Below are 18846 nucleotides of genomic sequence, written 5' to 3'. Positions count from 1 at the left end.
ACCTTACTGTTTAACTTTGTAAACTGTGTTTACGATTAATTATATCGAAACACTGTTGAACTAATTCTTTATTTTTGATGCCTGGCGATGTTTCTACGCCAGAATTTAAATCCACACCATTAATTGGCAATTGGATGGCATCGTTTATGTTTTGCGGGTTTAATCCGCCAGCCAACATTATTGGCGCGATATCGAGTGGTAAAGACGTTAAGTTTTGCCAACTAAATGTCATACCGCTACCACCTTGGGTGCCATCTGGTGTTACGGTATCTAATAAAATACGATCAGCTTGTGGCCATTGCGCTGGTAATTTCCCATCGACAGGCACTGAAATAACTTGCCAGATCTCGATGTTTTTGCCGACTTGTGACAGTGCTTCACGTAATTCATCAATGTAATTTTGATCCTCATCACCGTGAAGTTGTAAGGCGCTGACTGGAACTTGGGAAATCAAACGAACCAAGTCGTTTATTGTTTTATTCCTAACAACGGCTACAAACGGTAAGTTTATCACTTCGTGAGTTTCGCTAATGATGTCTTTTGCTTGTTCTGGGGTAACACAACGTTTACTCGATTCAACAAAAATGAGCCCACAAAATGATGCACCGGCCTTAGCAATGGCGATAGCGTCTTCAGACTGAGTAATACCACATACTTTATGTTGTCCATGCACTAATTCACGGCAGGCTTTTTCCAAGTCTTTTTGAGCCATTAACGAACTACCAACGAGATAGCCATCTACATGTTTGTTGAGGCTCATAATTTGGCCGTGATTATAAATGCCGGATTCAGAAATTAATACGGTATTATCCTGTTGTTTTTTATCGGCAAGCGTTTTAAACAGGTCAACTAACATTGGTGTTTGATTTAGATCAGTAGACAGATCACGCAAATTTCGGTTATTTATGCCTAAAATATCACAATTTAGCGCAACGGCTCGTTCCATCTCTTCACGGTTACTGACCTCGGTCAATACATGCATACCAAGCTCTTTTGCTACCGTATCCAAGCGAATATAAGTTTCATCGTCTAATACTGACAGCATCAATAAAATCGCATTGCCGCCAAAATGGCGCGCGAGATAAACTTGATAGGGCTCTACAAAAAAATCTTTACATAACACTGGTTGTGGCAATTTGCTGCGCACAAGCGGTAATCGTTCAAATTCGCCTTGAAAGTACTTTTCGTCAGTTAAAACCGAAACACAACTGGCATATTGACTATACGCTTGGCAAATTTCATTCAGGTCAAATACTTCTCTTATCAAACCTTTAGATGGACTGGCTTTTTTACATTCGAAAATATATGCCGCGCCTTTGTTTTGTTTATCATCGATTAATGCTTGTTTAAAATCACGATCGGACACGGTTAATTGGTCTATAAACGACTCAAGTGGAAAATCGATTTCTCGCTGTGCCACTTCAATACGCTTATCTACAACGATTTTTTCTAATACATTCATGTTTACTGGTCCTGCGCCGACAGTGCGACAAAATGATTCAGCGTTGTCAGCCCTGCGCCACTTAATAACGTCGACTTAGCCAATGCAATTGCAGCTTCAAAGCTGTCCACTAAACCAGATAAAAATAGCACTGGCGCGGTATTTAGAATGACAGCGGTATTGTGAGCGTCGATACCATCGCCCGCCAATACTTGTTTAATATTAGCGGCGTTTTCTACTGGTGTTCCACCTTGTAGGTCAGATAAGGCGTATTGTTTAAACCCAAATTGTTGTGGGGTAAGTTCGAACTCTGTTATCTCACCATTAAGAAGTTGCACGACTTTAGAAGGGCCATGAACAGCAATTTCATCCATTCCACTGCCGTGTACTATCCATGCGGCTTTTTTACCAAGCAGCTTTAGCGTTTCAGCTAAAGGTCGACATAAATGTTCTGAGTATACGCCAATCACTTTTATTTCAGATTTTGCAGGGTTAACTAATGGGCCAAGAATATTAAAGATGGTGCGGGTCTCGAGAGCTTGACGAACGGGCATCGCAAATCGAATACCGGCGTGGTATACCGGCGCCATAAGAAACGTTAAATTGGTTTCATCTAAACATTTACGAGCATGTTCAGGCGTCATATCCAATTTAATCCCAAGCTCGGACAATACGTCGGCCGAGCCTGACTTTGACGATACTTTACGATTACCATGTTTTGCCATTTTAACGCCACATGCAGCACCAAGTATTGCGCTAATGGTGCTAATGTTAATGGTATGCGTGCCATCGCCGCCCGTACCGCAATTGTCTGCAGTAGGATAGTTTGGGATTGGGAAGGGTAACGCGTTACCCGAAAGTGCCGCGGCCGCGCCCGCGATTTCATCCGGCGTTTCACCTTTCATTTTTAAAGCTGTTAACAGCGCACTTAAATGGATATCTTCCATTTGGCCTTTTACGACACTCGTGAAAAGTTGTTCTGTTTGTTCAGCGGACAAATTGTTATTTGCCATCACATTATGAATAAGGTCAATGTCTTTCATTACGTAATCCTTTAATTTGAATTCTGGGTCAAATAGGCGATGCTATTTTTTAATAAATGAGAACCGTTGGTGGTTAAAATAGATTCAGGGTGGAATTGGAAACCAAGGGTTTTATCTTGCTCATGCACCATCGCCATTACCAAGTCGCCAAACATGGCAATTTGCTTGAGTTCACTCGGTAGGTCCCGTGCAACAAGGGAATGATATCTCGCGACTTGTAACGCGTTACCGAAATCATTGAATATCTCATGATCTTTAAGGTCAATAACTGACGATTTGCCATGTACGGTTTCACCGGCTAAATCGACGGTTGCACCGTAGTGTTCTGCTAAGGCTTGATGGCCTAAACAAATGCCGATAATTGGAATAACACCACAAAATTTTGCAATAAGCGCCATCATGGTTGGCGAGTCACTCGGTGTACCTGGACCAGGTGATAAAAACAAAATAGGCTGTTCGTGATTCGCGATACTGTTCTCAATGCGTTGCGTGATAAATTCTGCACTTAAGGTATTTCGATAAACTTCGACGTTAAGTTCAAGGGCGTTTAATTCTTCTACTAGGTTGTAGGTAAACGAATCTTGGTTGTCGATAAAGTATATTTTACTCATTAGTCACTCCGTTTACTTAGAGGTTAAAAGGGCTTGGCTTGCACAAACCGCTCGAATAACGGCTTGCGCTTTACTGACGGTTTCGTCGGCTTCAGATTGTGGGTCTGAATCATAAACAACCCCAGCACCCGCCTGAATGTGAGCCATGTTGTGCTGGACAAATGCGCTTCGAATTACGATACAGGAATCCATATCGCCATTGCCGTTAAGGTATCCAACCGCACCACCGTAACTGCCGCGTCGCTGTTTCTCTACTTGTCGAATTAATTGCGCGGCTTTAATTTTTGGCGCGCCAACTAAGGTGCCCATATTCATGCACGCTTGGTAAGCATGCAGAGCGTCTAATTCTGGTTTAAGCTTACCGACAACTCGAGACACTAAATGCATTACGTAACTATAGCGGTCTACTTTTAGTAATTCTTTTACGCAGCGTGTGCCCGTATCACTAATACGAGCTACGTCATTACGCGCTAAATCAACTAACATTAAATGCTCGGCGACTTCTTTTTGATCATTACGAAGTTCAAGCTCAACCCGCGAGTCTAGGTCTAAATTGATCCCGCCTTTGGAGTCAAAACCACGTTTACGTGTACCTGCAATTGGGTAGACTTCGACTTGACGTGTATCCGCGCAGTACTTTAAAGCCGATTCAGGAGACGCTCCAAACAACACGTAATCTGCATGTTTAAGATAAAACATATATGGGCTTGGGTTATCACGTTTTAAGTGGCGGTAAGCGTCGAGGCTGTCTTCACAAGGAAGAGAAAAACATCGTGAAGGAACCACTTGGAATATGTCGCCCTGAACGATGTTGTTTTTTAACTGTAAAACGGTTTGCTTGAATGTGTCATCTGAAATATTTACCGTAAAATCCAATTTGCCGTTTAACAGATCAAAACCTACGTCTTTAATTTCAGGTGAAATTTGTTTAAAGATATTTTTGATGTGCTCTAAACGTTTGCCAATGCTAAAACAGTTTGCGTAGGCGGTTTCGCCACTGAATACATTACCTACTATTTCAGATGTACCATTTTGATGGTCGATCACAACCATAGTTTCGGCCAAATAATAAACAAAGTCTGGGCAAGTATTATTTCCGTCTGGGACATTTGGTAGTTGTTCAAAATTTCCTAACATGTCGTAGGCAAAACAACCGCCTAAAAACACCGCAAAAGGGTCGGTTTCATCATGTTTAAACTGATTAATGATTAAGCGTAAAGACTCAAAGGCGTTAACTTGTTTTAATCGTTGTTCTTCATTGACGTTTAAATCCGGTGGTGAAAAGGTCAGCGTGAGTTCCATGCCTTGTTGCACGATAACAACATCGCTTACGTGTAATTGTTCAAACTGTTGTTTTATATAATGATTCGCGCATTGACCATTTTCATTCTGGGCAACAAGTGTCACTGTATTTCCACGACATTCTAAAACAACGGCGGTATCAACAAGCATTAAACTTTTTAAGTTATCTTTGCTGTTAATTTCTGCGGATTCTAATAAAAGAGCGTAATTGCTGTCAGTTGTTGCTAGTTCAAAGGCTTTTAATGGGCTGTCGATGTAATCCACATTTATTGAAATACTGGCTACTTCGCCCGGAGAAGTCGTAATTTGACTGAATACCATGTTTAATCTTCTTTACTAAATAATGTTCTAAATTTACGGGCATAAAAAAACCCGCTGATTGCGGGTTTCTACATAAAGTCGTGTTAAAAAACAGACACGCAGCACTCACCCGCCAAAATTGGAAGTTAACCACCAACGCCAAGTTGTATGATTTGAGATAACTGTATTCATGATTACCTAAGCTGTCTGTTTTAAAAAGTGGTTATATAAAACCGCGAATTTAACTTAGAGTCAAGAGGGGAATTTATCGCGTGTAGAACTAAACGCTATATGCAATAATGTTGGCTATGCAAAATACCGATAATTTTTCCTATGATTTACACAGTCATACGACCGAATCTGATGGCTCGTTAACGGTTTCAGAACTGTTAATGAGAGCCGATATTAAACAAGTTAATGCCTTGGCAATAACTGATCACGATACAATCAATGGGTTAGTCAAAGCAAAACAATATATTGAAGAACAATCGCTTAAGATAAAACTAGTCAATGGTGTTGAAATATCCACCAAATGGCATGGTTTTGAAATACATGTCATTGGTTTATGTTTAGATCTTGAAAACGAGCATTTAAATGACTTGCTTACAAAGCAACAAAACGCAAGGCGGATCAGGGCTAAGCTGGTTGCTGAAAAGTTAGAAAAAAAAGGTTATGTTGGTATTTATCAAGATGCCTATGACTTAGCTGGAAGTGATCACATAAGTCGAACTCATTTTGCTAAGGCCCTTATAAACAGAGGTGGCGTAGCCCATTTTAATGGTGCTTTTAAAAAATATTTAGGCAAGGGTAAATCTTGTTATGTGGCAGCGGAATGGGTAAGTATAGAAGAAGCTGTGGCGGCTATAAATGCTGCGGGCGGTATTGCAGTTCTTGCGCATCCCATTCGTTACGATATGTCGAATAAGTGGTTAGCAAAATTAGTTGCACAGTTTGCTGAAGCGCAGGGGGCGGGGCTTGAAGTTGGATTAACCCAAATCACGCCTAACCAACGAACCCATTTGAGTAATTTGGCCCAGCAACATGACTTATATAGCTCCCAAGGCTCGGACTTTCATGGTCCTGCACGTTGGATAGAGTTAGGACGAAATCTAAAGTTAGGCGAACATTGCAAACCTGTTTGGGAACATCCTAAATGGCGCTTTGCTTAACGGCACGTTATAGTAAGATATATAGAGAAAGGAAGTACCTAAGCCATGAGTCAGTTTTTTCATATTCATCCAGATAACCCGCAGGGCCGATTGATCAGTCAAGCCGTCGCTATTGTAAGGAACGGTGGTGTTATTATTTATCCGACCGATTCGGGATATGCTATTGGATGTGGATTAGGTGAGAAAAAAGCGATGGATCGAATAATTAGTATTCGACGCGTTGATAAAAACCATAATTTTACATTGGTTTGTAAAGATTTATCAGAAATCGCAAATTTTGCACGAGTCGACAATTCTGCGTTTCGTATCATCAGGCATTTAACGCCCGGGCCATTTACCTTTATTTTTAAAGGCACAAAAGAAGTCCCAAAACGTGTGTTAAATGACAAACGTCGAACCATAGGTATACGAGTACCAAATAACAAAATAGCATTAGCCTTGCTCGAAGAGCTAGGTGAGCCATTAATGTCATCGTCATTGTTGTTACCAGGTGACGAATTTGCAGAGTCTGATCCAGACGAAATGCGATTACGCCTTGAGAAACACGTTGATTTAATTATCCATGGTGGCTTTTTGGGTGAGAAACCGACATCCGTTGTCGATTTTACGGATGGCGAGCCTGTGGTATTGCGCCGCGGTGAGGGCGATACTAGCCATTTTGACTAATGACCAACGCTGAACAACTTCAACCTCCTGTCATAGATACAACACAAATGGTGCAGCAGTCGCTGCCTCTTGCGTTTGTCCGTGGGGAAGCGGTAATTGAACGACCTGAAGACTTATTTATTCCACCAGATGCCCTTGAGGTTTTTTTAGAGGCATTTGAAGGGCCTCTCGATTTTTTACTGTATCTCATCAAAAAGCAAAAGTTTGATATTGTCGACTTACCAATTCAAGAAATTACCCTGCAGTACATGGAATACGTCGATTTGATGAAAAACATGAAACTTGAACTTGCTGCTGAATATCTTGTAATGGCAGCCATGTTAGCTGAAATCAAATCTCGATTATTATTACCGCGCAATCAGTTTTCCGACGACGATGAATTAGACCCTAGAGCTGAATTGATACGTCGATTACAAGAGTATGAAATATATAAAGAAGCAGCGGCAAATATCGATGAAATGCCGCGTTTAAACCGCGAAATTTATGTTGCTCAAGCAGCTTTACCATTAAATATGGAGCCAATTGTTCAACATCCTGAAATTGATATGCACGAACTTGTCGCAGCGTTCCAAGACGTTGTTAATCGGCTCGAAGCTTTTAGTCATCATGAAATATCCGCGGAAAAATTATCAACACGTGAGAGAATGTCGCAATTATTAGAACGTTTGTCACAGACTGACTCTTTTGTGCCATTCCCGGAATTGTTTGATTTATCTGAGGGGAGACAGGGCGTTGTCGTGACCTTTTTGGCTATACTCGAACTCGTAAAAGAAAAATTACTAGAGATAATTCAGAGTGAAGCGTTTAGTCAATTACATGTTAGGTATAAAAGGGTAGAATAGCGATGAGCGAAAGTCTGACCGACGACAAATTACTCCAATTAATCGAAGCTGCAATATTTTGTGCTGATTCGCCATTGACGGTGGAGAAGATGAAACAAACGGTGTTAGTCGACCAAAAAGTGACGACAAAACGTGTGAAAATTGCGCTAGAAAAATTGCAAGAACATTACGACAACCGCGGCATTAACTTAGTCAAGGTGGCTTCGGGGTATCGCTTTGAAGCGGCAAAATCCATATCGAGTTCGTTAGGTTATCTATGGACAGAGCGGCCTGCAAAATACAGTCGAGCGTTGTTAGAAACGTTAGCATTAATCGCCTACAAACAACCAATAACCCGTGGTGAAATAGAAGATGTACGTGGTGTCAGCGTTAGCACAAACATTATACGTACGTTAACAGAGCGAAATTGGGTAAAAGTCGTTGGACATAAAGAGGTACCGGGTAGACCATCGTTGTTTGGCACCACCAACGCATTTTTAGACTATTTTGGGTTGCGCAATTTGTCGCAGTTGCCACAATTGATGGAACCAGAAGCACTTGAAACGATTACACGTCGTTTAGAAAATGAATTTATGGGGGTTGACCAAGAAGCGTCGACCTCAACTGAAACAAATTATACAAATTAGAAATAGAGATTATTTAATGTCAGAAAAATTGCAAAAAGTATTAGCACGCTGTGGTGTTGGCTCTCGTCGGGAAATGGAAACATACATTACCAACAATCGAGTAAGCATTAACGGTAAAGTTGCAAAACTTGGGGATAGAATCGACAGCACAGAAACCATTCGTGTTGACGGCCATGTTATTGAAATTCGTCCAGTTGCTGACGAAATATGCCGAGTGATTATGTACAACAAGCCAGAAGGCGAAATGTGTACCCGTAAAGACCCTCAAGGTCGTCCTACCGTCTACGATAGATTGCCACAACTTAAAAATAGTCGCTGGATTGGTATTGGTCGTCTCGACGTGAATACCTCTGGTTTATTGCTATTTACTAATGATGGTGATTTAGCTAATCGATTAATGCACCCAAGTTACGAAATAGAACGTGAATATTCGGTTCGTGTATTTGGTGAAGTCGAAAACAGCCATTTGCAAAATTTAACCAAAGGGGTTGAGTTAGAAGATGGCATTGCAAAGTTTGATAAAATTAAAGCGGATTCAAACCAAAACGATGAAAGCAGTAATCGCTGGTTTACGGTTAGTTTACGAGAAGGTAAAAACCGTGAAGTACGTCGTTTATGGGCTTCTCAAGAGTTAACTGTAAGCAGACTGGTTCGTACTCGTTATGCTGACGTTGTTCTCGATAGACGGTTAATCCAAGGCGGTTGGCGCGAGTTGCCGTTAGATGAATTAAATAAACTTCGTAAAAAGGTGGGGTTAGACCGTGAGTTACAAGAGTTTAATCCTGTTGTTACGAAAGACAATGCAAAAAGCCGTCGGGTAGAACACGCTCGTATTAAACGTGCAGTGAAAAAACATAAGATACGCTCGACTAAACGAAAATAAGCAAACGCTCTACCACAAAAACACTCTCTTATTAGACAACCAGTTTGGTGCAAAAAGTATAAATATTTTTTGCTAACTGGTTGTACCAATGCATTAGTTATGATAATTGTACCTTTAGTCAATAAATGGACTGTTAAATTTACAGTCCGCTATATATTTTTTAAGACTACAATATAAAAATAATTATAAAACAGGTTTAAGAGGGAGAGGTCATGCAAACTACTGCATTCGTGAGAACCATAGTCGCACTATCAGTCGCAGCGGGAATTGTTGCTTGTGGAGATAGCGCACCAGATGTCGAAACATTAATCGACGAACAAGTTCAAGTAAGCACAGAAAACAAAGTATACACCGGCTCAGGTGGAGCAGCACCTCAGGTTCCTGATGTTGACACAAGTAGCGTGACTGATTCTTTGACAATTGCTTATGACGAGAGTGATTATCCGTTTAACGCCGAAGGCGCCAACAAGTTTTACTATGGTATTGATGCACAAGCTGCTGTTATTCCTGACACTGGGATAATGCTAGATTTCACTACTCCATCAGGCGGTAATTCAACAACTTATCCAATCGAAGTTGTCTTAAAAGCATTAGATGATGCTAACGATGCGGCGACTGAGCCAACCAAAGTTGTTTTGGTAATGCCTGAAGGGCACTTTGTGTTAGATCAAACATTCAACATAGATTTAGCCGACTACGAAAATCTGTCAGCCGTCACGATTATGGGTCACGGTATTGATAAAACGACCCTTGACTATAAAGGCGCGAGTGTCGCTAAAGATGGTTTCCTCATATCAAATGGGGCTAACTTAGAGTTAAGTCATTTCTCAGTTTTAGATTCAAACAATAACGCCATTAAAGTCACAAAGACCGATGGTGTTTATATGCATCATTTAGGCACGATATGGCCTGGTACACCTGATAAAGATAACGGCGCATACGGTTTATACCCAGTTGAAACCAAAAATGTCATCATCGAAGATAGCTTTTCTTATGGTTCAGCTGATGCCGGTGTTTATGTCGGGCAGTCAGAAAAAATAGTCGTTAGAAATAACTTTGCCGTAGCAAACGTTGCTGGTATTGAAATTGAAAACTCCAAAGACGCTGATGTTTATAGCAACTATGCGTTTATGAATACCGCGGGTATTTTGATTTTTGACCTTCCTATCGGTAACAATCATTACGGTGATGGTACGCGTATATTTAATAACGTGTCGATAGCAAACAACACTGAAAACTTTGCTAATGCCAGCGCAAATCCTGCAGGTGTGCATATCGCACCTCCTGGATCTGGGATCATAGTGTTAGCGTCTAGAAATGTAGAAATTTTTGATAACGACATTTCTGGAAATGATTCGTATGCAATTGCGATTGCAAGTTACTTTTTAGCTGAACAAGATTTTACAAAATATGCTGATCCAAACCAACTAGGCGGAGTTATCGCGAACGGCTGGAAACCAGTACCACGCGGTATTAACGTTCACGACAATCGAATTGCTGAAACTGGTGGAAACCCAAATGGTGCACTGCTTGAAGATCCTTCTTTACCCATCATTGATGGTTTTGTTGGAATTAACGGTTTAATGCCTGCAATTTTATATGATGGTCTTGGCCAAAACTTAGCTGAAAATTCTATTCTTCAGCCAATGGGCGAATTGCCATTTAGAGCAAATGAGCAAATTTGTGCAACAAATAATGGCGGCGCTACTGTTGGCGAATTATTTGACCACACAACGGCATCAAACGCTTTTGCAATTATGCAAGGAAATGGTTTCCCATCGTTTGAAATTGACCTAACTGGTGAATCACTACTTAATTGTCAATTAACTGAACTGCCTGTTTACACTGTAAAATTTGATGGTGTTGAAATGGGTTGTGGCGTTGATGATATGGGCGAAGTTTGTACCGCTGCAACACCAGCTCCAACTCGTGTTGATGAGTTAACGATTGCCGTTCCTGATAATGCTTATCCAATGAACGCTGACTCAGATACTGCTTTTTACTATGGTTTAGACGAAATGGCAGTCACCATCCCTGATGGTGCAATTATGCTCGATTTTACCACGCCGAGTGATGGCAACTCAGCAACTTACCCAATTGAAGCTGTTTTAGAAGCGCTAGATACAGCAGATCAAGCTGCTACGGCCCCAACACATGCTGTTTTGGTAATGCCTGAAGGGCGTTTTGTTCTGGATCAAACCTTTAACATAGATTTAGCGGATTACAGTAATTTATCTGCGGTTACGATTATGGGTCATGGTATAGACAAAACCATTTTAGACTATAAAGGTGCGAGCGTAGCTAAAGACGGCTTCCTTATTTCAAATGGTGCAAATCTAGAACTCGCACATTTCTCAGTACTGGATTCCAATAATAACGCCATTAAAGTCACTAAAACAGACGGTGTCTACATGCACCACGTCGGTACAATTTGGCCTGGTGTTCCAGACAAAGACAATGGCGCGTATGGTCTATATCCTGTAGAAACGTCAAATGTAATTATCGAAGACAGCTTTAGTTACGGTTCCGCAGACGCAGGTGTTTATGTCGGTCAGTCAACCGATATCGTTGTTAGACGAAATTTTGCGGTTGCAAATGTCGCTGGTATTGAAATTGAAAACTCAAAAAATGCCGATGTTTATGATAACTATGCATATATGAACACCGCAGGTATCTTGATATTTGATTTACCGATTGGTAATGGTAACTACGGAAATGGAGTTCGTATCTTTAATAACGTATCCATTGCAAATAATACCGACAACTTTGCAAATGCAAGTAGTAACCCAGCAGGTGTGCATATCGCACCTCCAGGTTCGGGCATGATAGTGCTAAGTACAAATAGTGTTGAAATATTTGATAATGTAATTGCTGGAAACGAATCTTATGCAATAGCAGTATCGAGCTACTTCTTAGCCGAACCAGACTTTGCAAAATATGCCGATCCGGCTGGACTCGGTGGCGTTATTTTTGATGGTTGGAGACCAGTTCCTAGAGCAATTAATATGCACGACAATGAAATGGTTATGAATGCTACTCGACCTCGCGGTGCGTTGATTGATGACGTCGTAACTGGCTTCTTTGGCTACAATGGCCGATATCCTGAGATCCTATATGACGGTTTAGGTGAAAACCTGGCAAATATAGGGGCGATAGCTGATATGGGTGAAGCTGCATTTACCGCTAACGATGCCATATGTTCACAGAATAATGGTTACATGAAAGACGGTGTAATGCAGAATATATTGGTTGGTACTGTATTTGATTTCACAGGTGTAATACCAGCAACGACAGGCAGTGAATATACCTTTACTATGAGTGAGTCATTGTTGGATTGTAGTCATGACGCTTTACCGGTTTACGATGTTGAATTTAATGGGACAACTTACGGTTGTGGCATTGATGATACGACATCTGTAGCGTGTAAAACAGACGACTAATTTTAATTTGAAACAATAGATGAACAAAAAAGGGGGGAGACCCCCTTTTTTTAGGTGGATCCGATGATGTATAAAAAATTACTCACAATAATTATTTTAGGTGGACTGTCTTTAACCGGCTGTGGCGGTGGTTCTGATCCAGATGGAAAAGAAGACGTTGCGATAATTGATACAGATAATGATGGCGTTGCTGATAGTAGCGATGCATTTCCAAATGATGCGACAGAAACAAAAGATTCTGACAGCGATGGTGTTGGCGATAACGCAGATGCATTCCCGAACGATGCAACAGAAACAACTGACACTGACAACGACGGAGTTGGTGACAATGCCGATGCATTTCCGAATGATGCAACTGAAACTGTTGATACAGATGAAGATGGTTATGGTGACAATATTGATTTCGCACCAAATGATCAGAACATTTGGTTAGAATCGCAATTGAAATATTCTGGTTTATGTACGCCAGATAGTGACAAGGTCAATTTTGATGCTCTAATGGAGGAAGATTGCGAATATCTATCTGCTTTCAATTTATTTAGCGATATGACAAACCCGACTGAGGGGATTTTAGGCTCAAATTCGTTACCTTATGATTTATCCATACCGCTTTTTACTGATTACGCGACAAAATATCGATTTGTTGTGATGCCAGACGGAACAACTGCAAATTATAACGAAAATGAAGTGTTTGATTTACCTGTTGGTTCTATATTAGTTAAAACCTTTTCAATGCCAGCAGACACGGCAAGCAGAGGGTTCGAAAACGAAACGTTGATTGAAACACGATTGTTGATCCATCGTGATGACGGTTGGGATGCCTTACCTTATGTTTGGAATGAAGACGGTACCGATGCGAAGTTGGCTAAATACGGTAAGCAAATAGCCAATACAAAAGTTAAGCATGATGGCGAAGATTATGACTTTACATATGTTGTTCCAGCGAGAAGTGACTGCAAACAGTGTCACCAATTAACCGATCTTGATTCTGCCGGAAATATTGTCGATGGCACTTCAAGGTTTGCGCCTATTGGACCAAAAGCGCGATTACTTAACTATGATTTCAGCTATGACGATGAAACAAAAAATCAAATCGCAAAATGGTCTGCCGAAGGTATGTTAACCGGTGCACCATCCGATTTATCAACTATTAAGTCTATTCCAAACTTTAAAGACGAAGACATCAGTTCGGTACTGACATTAGAAAGTAGCGAGTTAATGGTATTTGCCAAAGGGTATTTTGATATTAACTGTTCACATTGTCATCGCCCTGAAGGTAGTGCAAGCAATACAGGTTTCCACATCGAATATTGGCGAGATTTTGATTCACAGCAAAACAAACATGGTATTTGTAAACAACCCATTGCTTATGGTGGTGAAGGATTGGGATATGACATAGAGCCAGGTGTCGCAGTTGAGTCAATTGTTTATGCACGTATGGACTCAAATGAGGCCAAAGTTCGAATGCCAGAAATTGGCCGTTCTTTAATCCATAAGGAAGGGGTATTGTTAATTGGGGAGTGGATTAGTCGCCTCAATAGTGCGCCGTATAATCTCAGCTCCTGTACGAGCGATTAACATTGGAAAGCCCTTAAAAAGGGCTTTTTATTTATGAAAAAATCACACCTTATTTTCTATATTATCATGTGCTTTTGTCTATTCTCGTGTGGTGAAACATCGAAGACAACACCACCAGAAGATGTGGTCGATGTGCCAAAGGACGGCACCGACACCGCTGTCGACGAAAATGAAGATGAAAATGATGACGATGACGAGAACGCGGTAGAAACGCTAGAAGAGAAACTCGCGCGTTTAGCTTTGGCGTCTCCAGCAGACTGTCAGCAAGATTCAACAAGCGTAAATTGGGATGCGCTTAGTCACGCGGATTGTAATTTGTTAAGCCAATACAAGTTATTCAAGAACATTAAACAACCACAATATGATGCAAATGGAGCAGGGCAATATTATCAATTGTCGGCTGAACTATTTAGTGATTACGCAAGTAAATATCGTTTTGTGTTTTTACCTGAAAACACAAAAATGACCTATTCTTTTGACGACGTTTTTGAAATGCCTTTAGGAACTGTCTTAGTTAAGACATTTGCTATGCCATTTGATACGGCCATTAGAGGCGCAGAACACGAACGATTGATTGAAACTCGATTATTAATCAAACGCACCGATGGTTGGGTCGCGTTGCCGTTTAAATGGACCGACGATGGTGAAGACGCTATTTTAACTAAGTATGGTGCATTGGTTGACGTAGTTATGACGAACGCACAGCAAACAATAGATTTTCGTTATGAAATTCCGTCTAAGACGACCTGTAAAAATTGCCATCAAAAAGAAACGGACACAAATGAGTTGGTGTTTTTACCCATTGGTTTAAAAGCCCGTTTTTTAAATTGGCCTTTAGCTAACCAGTCAGAAACGCAACTTAGAAACATGCAAATTAATGGGTTGTTGTCAGGTGATGAGACAGACATTGCAGCGACAAATACAGTACCTAAATTTCCAGTCACTGACCTTGAACTTGATCAAGCAGCCAAAGGCTATCTTGACGTTAATTGTGCTCATTGTCATCAAGACGGCGGATTTGGGGGCATTTCAGGGCTTAGATTAGAATACTGGCGCGACGCTACATCAATCAAACATGGGATTTGTAAAAAGCCGCCTGGATATGACGGAGGCCTAAATCATCTTTCATATGACATTGTGCCAGGGAATGCAGAGCAGTCTATTTTGCCTTATCGAATGTCGGTTACGACCGCTAAAGACATTATGCCGCCCATTGGACGACATAGTGTTCATTTAGAAGGCATTAAACTGATAAACGATTGGATTAATCGTATGCCTATCGTAAGTTGTAACAATTAACGTTTTTGCTATTTGGGTTGAGCGTCTAGTGATTCGCCATTAACATCAACTGATTGATCAGACATTAAATAGACATAAGTTGGCATAATGTCTTCTGGTAACTTGAGCAGGGATACGTCTTCAGAAGGGTAGGCTTTCGAACGCATGGTTGTTTTTGTAGCCCCTGGGTTAATGCAATTTGTACGAATATTTGTATGACCAAATTCATCCGCCATTGTTTGCATTAAGCCTTCTGTTGCAAATTTTGAAATTGCATATTCACCCCAAAATGCACGACCTTTTTTACCAACGCCGCTTGATGTAAATATAACGGATGATTTATCGGCCTTTTTTAGCACCGGTATTAATGCTTGAGTCAAAAATAACGTCGCCTTTAAGTTCACTTTCATCACTTTATCAAACGCATCTTCATAGATATGATCGATGGGATTTAACGAATTTAAAATTGACGCATTGTTAAGTAATCCGTCCAATTTACCAAATTCACTTTCAATAGTTAGGGCCATATCTTTATAGTTTTTAACCGTTGCGCCCTTCATATCGAGAGGAATTATAGCGGGTTCTTTGCCACCTTCCGCGACTATTTGGTCGTAAACAGCCGTTAATTTTTTAACAGTTTTACCTAATAATATGGTTTCAGCACCTAGTTTTGCGTAGGTCAAGGCAGCTTGTCTGCCAATGCCATCACCGGCTCCGGTGATTAAGATGACTTTACCGTCGAGTTCGTTTGCTGCGGGTTTAAAACTTACGTGATTCATTTCGGCCAATAAAATTCTATTTATCAAAGGCCGACATATTACCTCTTCAATTTAATAAAATCATCGTTACAAAATTATTATTCTTAATTTTTATTTAGGGACTAGCTAAAATTAAATTTCTCATGTAACTTTAACTGGTCTAAGCTGTTTAGAAAGTCCCATAATTAAAGCCGTACCTACAAACGGATAATAAAAAAAATAGGACCTGGGGAGAAAAATGAAAAAATTAGCAATAAGTATAGCCGTAACGAGTATTCTAGGGCTCACTGCCTGTGACGATACAACGTTAGAAAATATTCAAAAAGATTCAGCGTCACTAGTTGAAGCAAACGAACCGCAACCTAAAGTATCGGTAGTGTTTGACCCTTCAAATGGCAAACTGAGTGTTCCAAATGATTTACTCTATAGTGGCACACAAGATTTCACTCTGGAAATGCCAGAAGAAGTTGCTTCTAAAGCTGCCGGTGAATCTGTCAATTGGGCAAGCCCAGCTTCTGCATTGGGTGCCTTAGACGGATGGGGTACTCAAAACCCATTCACTATTGAACTTGCGTATGACTCAGGTGTGACGTTGGACGCAACCTCTATAATGTCTGGTGATGCGGTTGCATTGTATGAAGTTGTTAAGTTTCCTGAACTTTCAGACCCAGATTGTGCGGATGCTTCTAGAGCAGGTCTAATCTGTAAAGGCACTGCAAGACTAACGTTTGGCGTTGATTATGTAACAACACTGTCAGGTGGCAACATCGCCGTTGTTCCGTTAAAGCCGCTTAAAGCTGGCAAGTCATATGCTGTGGCGTTAACTAAAGAAATTAAAGACTCTAATGGTAATCCATTAAATCCTTCTTCGACCTACGCGTCGGTAGAACAAGATATAAATACACTTCCTATTGTACATCCTGATCTAACAGCGTCTGAATTAAATGAAACTCAAGCTGGTATTCGATTATTACAAACAATGTTTAATAATTTCGAAAACACACTTGCTGATACATTTGGCGCAAATAAAGACGCGATTGTTTATACCCAAGTATTTACTGTGCAATCAGCAGGTGTACCGGGAACGGATCCACTTCAGATAACAAAATTGTTAAACGCACAGAAATTTTCGGGCATGGCTGCGGCTGACCCGTCAAGCGTTGCGACTTTGATGTTGTCACAGGGTTTTAACGTCGCTCAAGCCTTTGCTCAAGCCGGCGCTATTGAAAATGATCCTGAATCACTGCCTTACAAGCTCTATTCATCTGCTGATGTATATGGTGCTCAAATTAGCATGCCTTATTACCTAGAGAATGCTGAAACAGGCAGCCCATTAACGGGACGCTGGGAAGCGGCATGTGATAGTGGCGTAATGTTGCAATCACTTACTCAAGACCAACTTGTAGCACTTTCAGCGAATACTGGTGATAATCACGAATTGTGTTCAAGTGCGCAAATTGGATTGGCAGATTTTGGTATTGATACTCAACGTCATTTAACTAAGTACAATCCTGTACCTAAAGTTAAGAGTATGGAAACTGTTGATGTACAAATTACCCTTCCTAATCTGGATAATGCTAACTCCATACGAGCAGAACAAGGCTTAACGCCGCTTGCTGGTAGACCAGATGCAGGTTGGCCAGTTGTTATTTTACAACACGGTATTACAAGCAAAAAAGAAGATATGCTAGCCGCGACAGGTTTCTTATCTATGTTCGGATTTGCTACGGTAGCGATAGACCATCCTTTGCATGGTAGTCGTGGTTTTACAGATGATGGTGTTGTTATTAATGCATCAACAGAAAACCCTACGCATTACTTAAACTTACAAAGTTTGTTAACGGCGCGTGATAACGGCCGTCAATCGGTAGCCGATGCGTTACGACTTCGTTTATCACTTAATGCAATGGCTGATGTAACGGCATATTCGCAAGACGGTGTAACACCTCCAGATGCCGGTGTAATCGACTCAACTCGAGTTTATTACATGGGACACTCACTGGGTGCGATTACAGGTACAGCTTTTACTGCAGTAGCTAATACGCCAGCGAATACTGGTGATGCAGCAACTGATGCAGCGATAAATGCGGCTTATAAAATTAACGCCTCTTTCCTAGCCAACGGTGGCGGTTCATTAGTTAACTTCCTATTGGAATCAGCGTCGTTTAGTCCGTTAGTTAAGGCGTCAGTTATTTATGGTTTGGGCAATGAGTTAAGCCAGTCTATGGCGCTAAATTTACAACCTGCTAACTATGGATTAATTGTTGCTCAAGAGCCATCATGTGGCGCGGCACTTAACGAAAACTTTGAAGTTATTGATCAAAATATTGCCTTGGTTTGTGCCTACAATGCATTTGTAGCCTCAGCAAGTGACGCTGAAAAAGCTGGAATGGCGTCCGCATTTGCTCAGTTCTCATTTGCTGCACAGGCAATTGTAGAAGCCACTGACCCAACAAACTATGCAGGTTTGTTAGCGGCAACCCAAACACCAGTATTGATGATTGAAATGGTTGGCGATATTGACCGTGGTGGTGACAACCCATCAGATTTAGTTGTTCCAAACTCCGTAGCAACTAATCCTATGGCAGGAACAAGCGGTCTAGCGACCTCAATTGGTCTGCAATCGATAACTGAATCAATGATGGACTCTAGTGGTTCGGTAAGTGGTATTGTCCGTCTAACGGCAGGATCTCACAGTACAATATTGTCTCCTGCGACGAGTTTAGGTGGTAATTACCCAACACTGTACGCGCTATTAAACCAAGACCTGAACTTAATGATGAATTACTATTTCTTAAGTAACGGTGCTTCAGTTCAGATTGGCGACAATACGTTAGGTGCTTGCCTTGTTAAAGGTGGCAACCCGGAAACGTGTAGTCAGTAAAAAGCCAAAATTAAAAAGACCAGCT

14 protein-coding genes are annotated in these 18846 nt (G+C 41.0%); 9 read left to right on the top strand and 5 right to left on the bottom strand.

The annotated features are described in order from the left end of the window. Positions 1–10: 10 nt before the first annotated feature. The 4 genes from trpCF to KO525_RS06740 are packed head-to-tail and all read right to left on the bottom strand — an operon-like array spanning position 11 to position 4718. Positions 11–1462 carry a bifunctional indole-3-glycerol-phosphate synthase TrpC/phosphoribosylanthranilate isomerase TrpF gene (gene trpCF, locus KO525_RS06755; RefSeq protein WP_215963023.1) on the bottom strand — a complete coding sequence of 484 codons (1452 nt, stop codon included), beginning with the start codon at positions 1460–1462 and terminating at the stop codon, positions 11–13. Positions 1463–1464: 2 nt separating this feature from the next. Then, entirely contained in the window at positions 1465–2484 is a 1020-nt protein-coding gene (gene trpD / locus KO525_RS06750) for an anthranilate phosphoribosyltransferase (RefSeq protein WP_215963022.1), read from the bottom strand. An 11-nt stretch (positions 2485–2495) separates the two neighbouring features. Further along, positions 2496–3095, bottom strand: coding sequence for an aminodeoxychorismate/anthranilate synthase component II (locus KO525_RS06745; RefSeq protein ID WP_215963021.1), 600 nt, complete (start codon positions 3093–3095; stop codon positions 2496–2498). A gap of 12 nt (positions 3096–3107) precedes the next feature. Further along, complete coding sequence (locus KO525_RS06740) at positions 3108–4718, bottom strand: anthranilate synthase component 1 (RefSeq protein ID WP_215963020.1); 1611 nt, start codon at positions 4716–4718, stop codon at positions 3108–3110. Between the two features lie 287 nt (positions 4719–5005). Between KO525_RS06740 and KO525_RS06735 the strand changes: the two genes are divergently transcribed. From KO525_RS06735 to KO525_RS06700, 8 genes are all read left to right on the top strand, one after another. Further along, positions 5006–5866: a PHP domain-containing protein gene (locus KO525_RS06735; RefSeq protein ID WP_215963019.1), complete on the top strand. Its 861-nt coding sequence runs from the start codon at positions 5006–5008 to the stop codon at positions 5864–5866. A gap of 45 nt (positions 5867–5911) precedes the next feature. Beyond that, a complete protein-coding gene (locus KO525_RS06730; protein ID WP_215963018.1) occupies positions 5912–6532 on the top strand; it encodes an L-threonylcarbamoyladenylate synthase in 621 nt (206 codons plus the stop codon). Beyond that, positions 6532–7374 (top strand): ScpA family protein, encoded by an 843-nt coding sequence (locus tag KO525_RS06725; protein ID WP_215963017.1) that lies wholly within the window; start codon positions 6532–6534, stop codon positions 7372–7374. The genes KO525_RS06730 and KO525_RS06725 overlap by 1 nt, the downstream gene beginning before the upstream one ends. Positions 7375–7376: 2 nt before the next feature. Continuing rightward, positions 7377–8000, top strand: coding sequence for an SMC-Scp complex subunit ScpB (gene scpB / locus KO525_RS06720; protein ID WP_215963016.1), 624 nt, complete (start codon positions 7377–7379; stop codon positions 7998–8000). 16 nt (positions 8001–8016) lie between these two features. Continuing rightward, positions 8017–8883: a 23S rRNA pseudouridine(2605) synthase RluB gene (rluB, locus tag KO525_RS06715; RefSeq protein WP_215963015.1), complete on the top strand. Its 867-nt coding sequence runs from the start codon at positions 8017–8019 to the stop codon at positions 8881–8883. A 212-nt stretch (positions 8884–9095) separates the two neighbouring features. Next, on the top strand, positions 9096–12323 hold the full coding sequence (locus KO525_RS06710; RefSeq protein WP_215963014.1) for a parallel beta-helix domain-containing protein: 3228 nt from the start codon (positions 9096–9098) through the stop codon (positions 12321–12323). Between the two features lie 63 nt (positions 12324–12386). Then, on the top strand, positions 12387–13901 hold the full coding sequence (locus tag KO525_RS06705) for an SO2930 family diheme c-type cytochrome (protein ID WP_215963013.1): 1515 nt from the start codon (positions 12387–12389) through the stop codon (positions 13899–13901). 33 nt (positions 13902–13934) lie between these two features. Then, positions 13935–15200, top strand: coding sequence for an SO2930 family diheme c-type cytochrome (locus tag KO525_RS06700; protein WP_215963012.1), 1266 nt, complete (start codon positions 13935–13937; stop codon positions 15198–15200). Between the two features lie 8 nt (positions 15201–15208). Here the strand turns inward: KO525_RS06700 and KO525_RS06695 are convergent, their stop codons facing one another. After that, positions 15209–15958, bottom strand: a complete 750-nt coding sequence (locus KO525_RS06695; RefSeq protein WP_215963058.1) for a YciK family oxidoreductase — start codon at positions 15956–15958, stop codon at positions 15209–15211. Between the two features lie 217 nt (positions 15959–16175). On the opposite strand from KO525_RS06695, the gene KO525_RS06690 reads away from it, so the two are divergent. Beyond that, a complete protein-coding gene (locus tag KO525_RS06690) occupies positions 16176–18821 on the top strand; it encodes a VolA/Pla-1 family phospholipase (RefSeq protein ID WP_215963011.1) in 2646 nt (881 codons plus the stop codon). Positions 18822–18846: the final 25 nt, after the last annotated feature.

Source organism: Psychrosphaera sp. B3R10 (genome assembly GCF_018861025.1).
Taxonomy (GTDB): Bacteria; Pseudomonadota; Gammaproteobacteria; order Enterobacterales; family Alteromonadaceae; genus Psychrosphaera; species Psychrosphaera algicola.
The sequence above is the reverse complement of the archived record's forward strand: the minus strand, read 5'-3'. Positions and strand labels throughout refer to the sequence as shown.

What these genes read in the sequence shown, in the direction of transcription:
- trpCF (WP_215963023.1), bottom strand. Translation starts at nt 1,462, where the DNA reads ATGAATGTATTAGAAAAAATCGTTGTAGATAAGCGTATTGAAGTGGCA.
- trpD (WP_215963022.1), bottom strand. Translation starts at nt 2,484, where the DNA reads ATGAAAGACATTGACCTTATTCATAATGTGATGGCAAATAACAATTTG.
- KO525_RS06745 (WP_215963021.1), bottom strand. Translation starts at nt 3,095, where the DNA reads ATGAGTAAAATATACTTTATCGACAACCAAGATTCGTTTACCTACAAC.
- KO525_RS06740 (WP_215963020.1), bottom strand. Translation starts at nt 4,718, where the DNA reads ATGGTATTCAGTCAAATTACGACTTCTCCGGGCGAAGTAGCCAGTATT.
- KO525_RS06735 (WP_215963019.1), top strand. Translation starts at nt 5,006, where the DNA reads ATGCAAAATACCGATAATTTTTCCTATGATTTACACAGTCATACGACC.
- KO525_RS06730 (WP_215963018.1), top strand. Translation starts at nt 5,912, where the DNA reads ATGAGTCAGTTTTTTCATATTCATCCAGATAACCCGCAGGGCCGATTG.
- KO525_RS06725 (WP_215963017.1), top strand. Translation starts at nt 6,532, where the DNA reads ATGACCAACGCTGAACAACTTCAACCTCCTGTCATAGATACAACACAA.
- scpB (WP_215963016.1), top strand. Translation starts at nt 7,377, where the DNA reads ATGAGCGAAAGTCTGACCGACGACAAATTACTCCAATTAATCGAAGCT.
- rluB (WP_215963015.1), top strand. Translation starts at nt 8,017, where the DNA reads ATGTCAGAAAAATTGCAAAAAGTATTAGCACGCTGTGGTGTTGGCTCT.
- KO525_RS06710 (WP_215963014.1), top strand. Translation starts at nt 9,096, where the DNA reads ATGCAAACTACTGCATTCGTGAGAACCATAGTCGCACTATCAGTCGCA.
- KO525_RS06705 (WP_215963013.1), top strand. Translation starts at nt 12,387, where the DNA reads ATGATGTATAAAAAATTACTCACAATAATTATTTTAGGTGGACTGTCT.
- KO525_RS06700 (WP_215963012.1), top strand. Translation starts at nt 13,935, where the DNA reads ATGAAAAAATCACACCTTATTTTCTATATTATCATGTGCTTTTGTCTA.
- KO525_RS06695 (WP_215963058.1), bottom strand. Translation starts at nt 15,958, where the DNA reads ATGAATCACGTAAGTTTTAAACCCGCAGCAAACGAACTCGACGGTAAA.
- KO525_RS06690 (WP_215963011.1), top strand. Translation starts at nt 16,176, where the DNA reads ATGAAAAAATTAGCAATAAGTATAGCCGTAACGAGTATTCTAGGGCTC.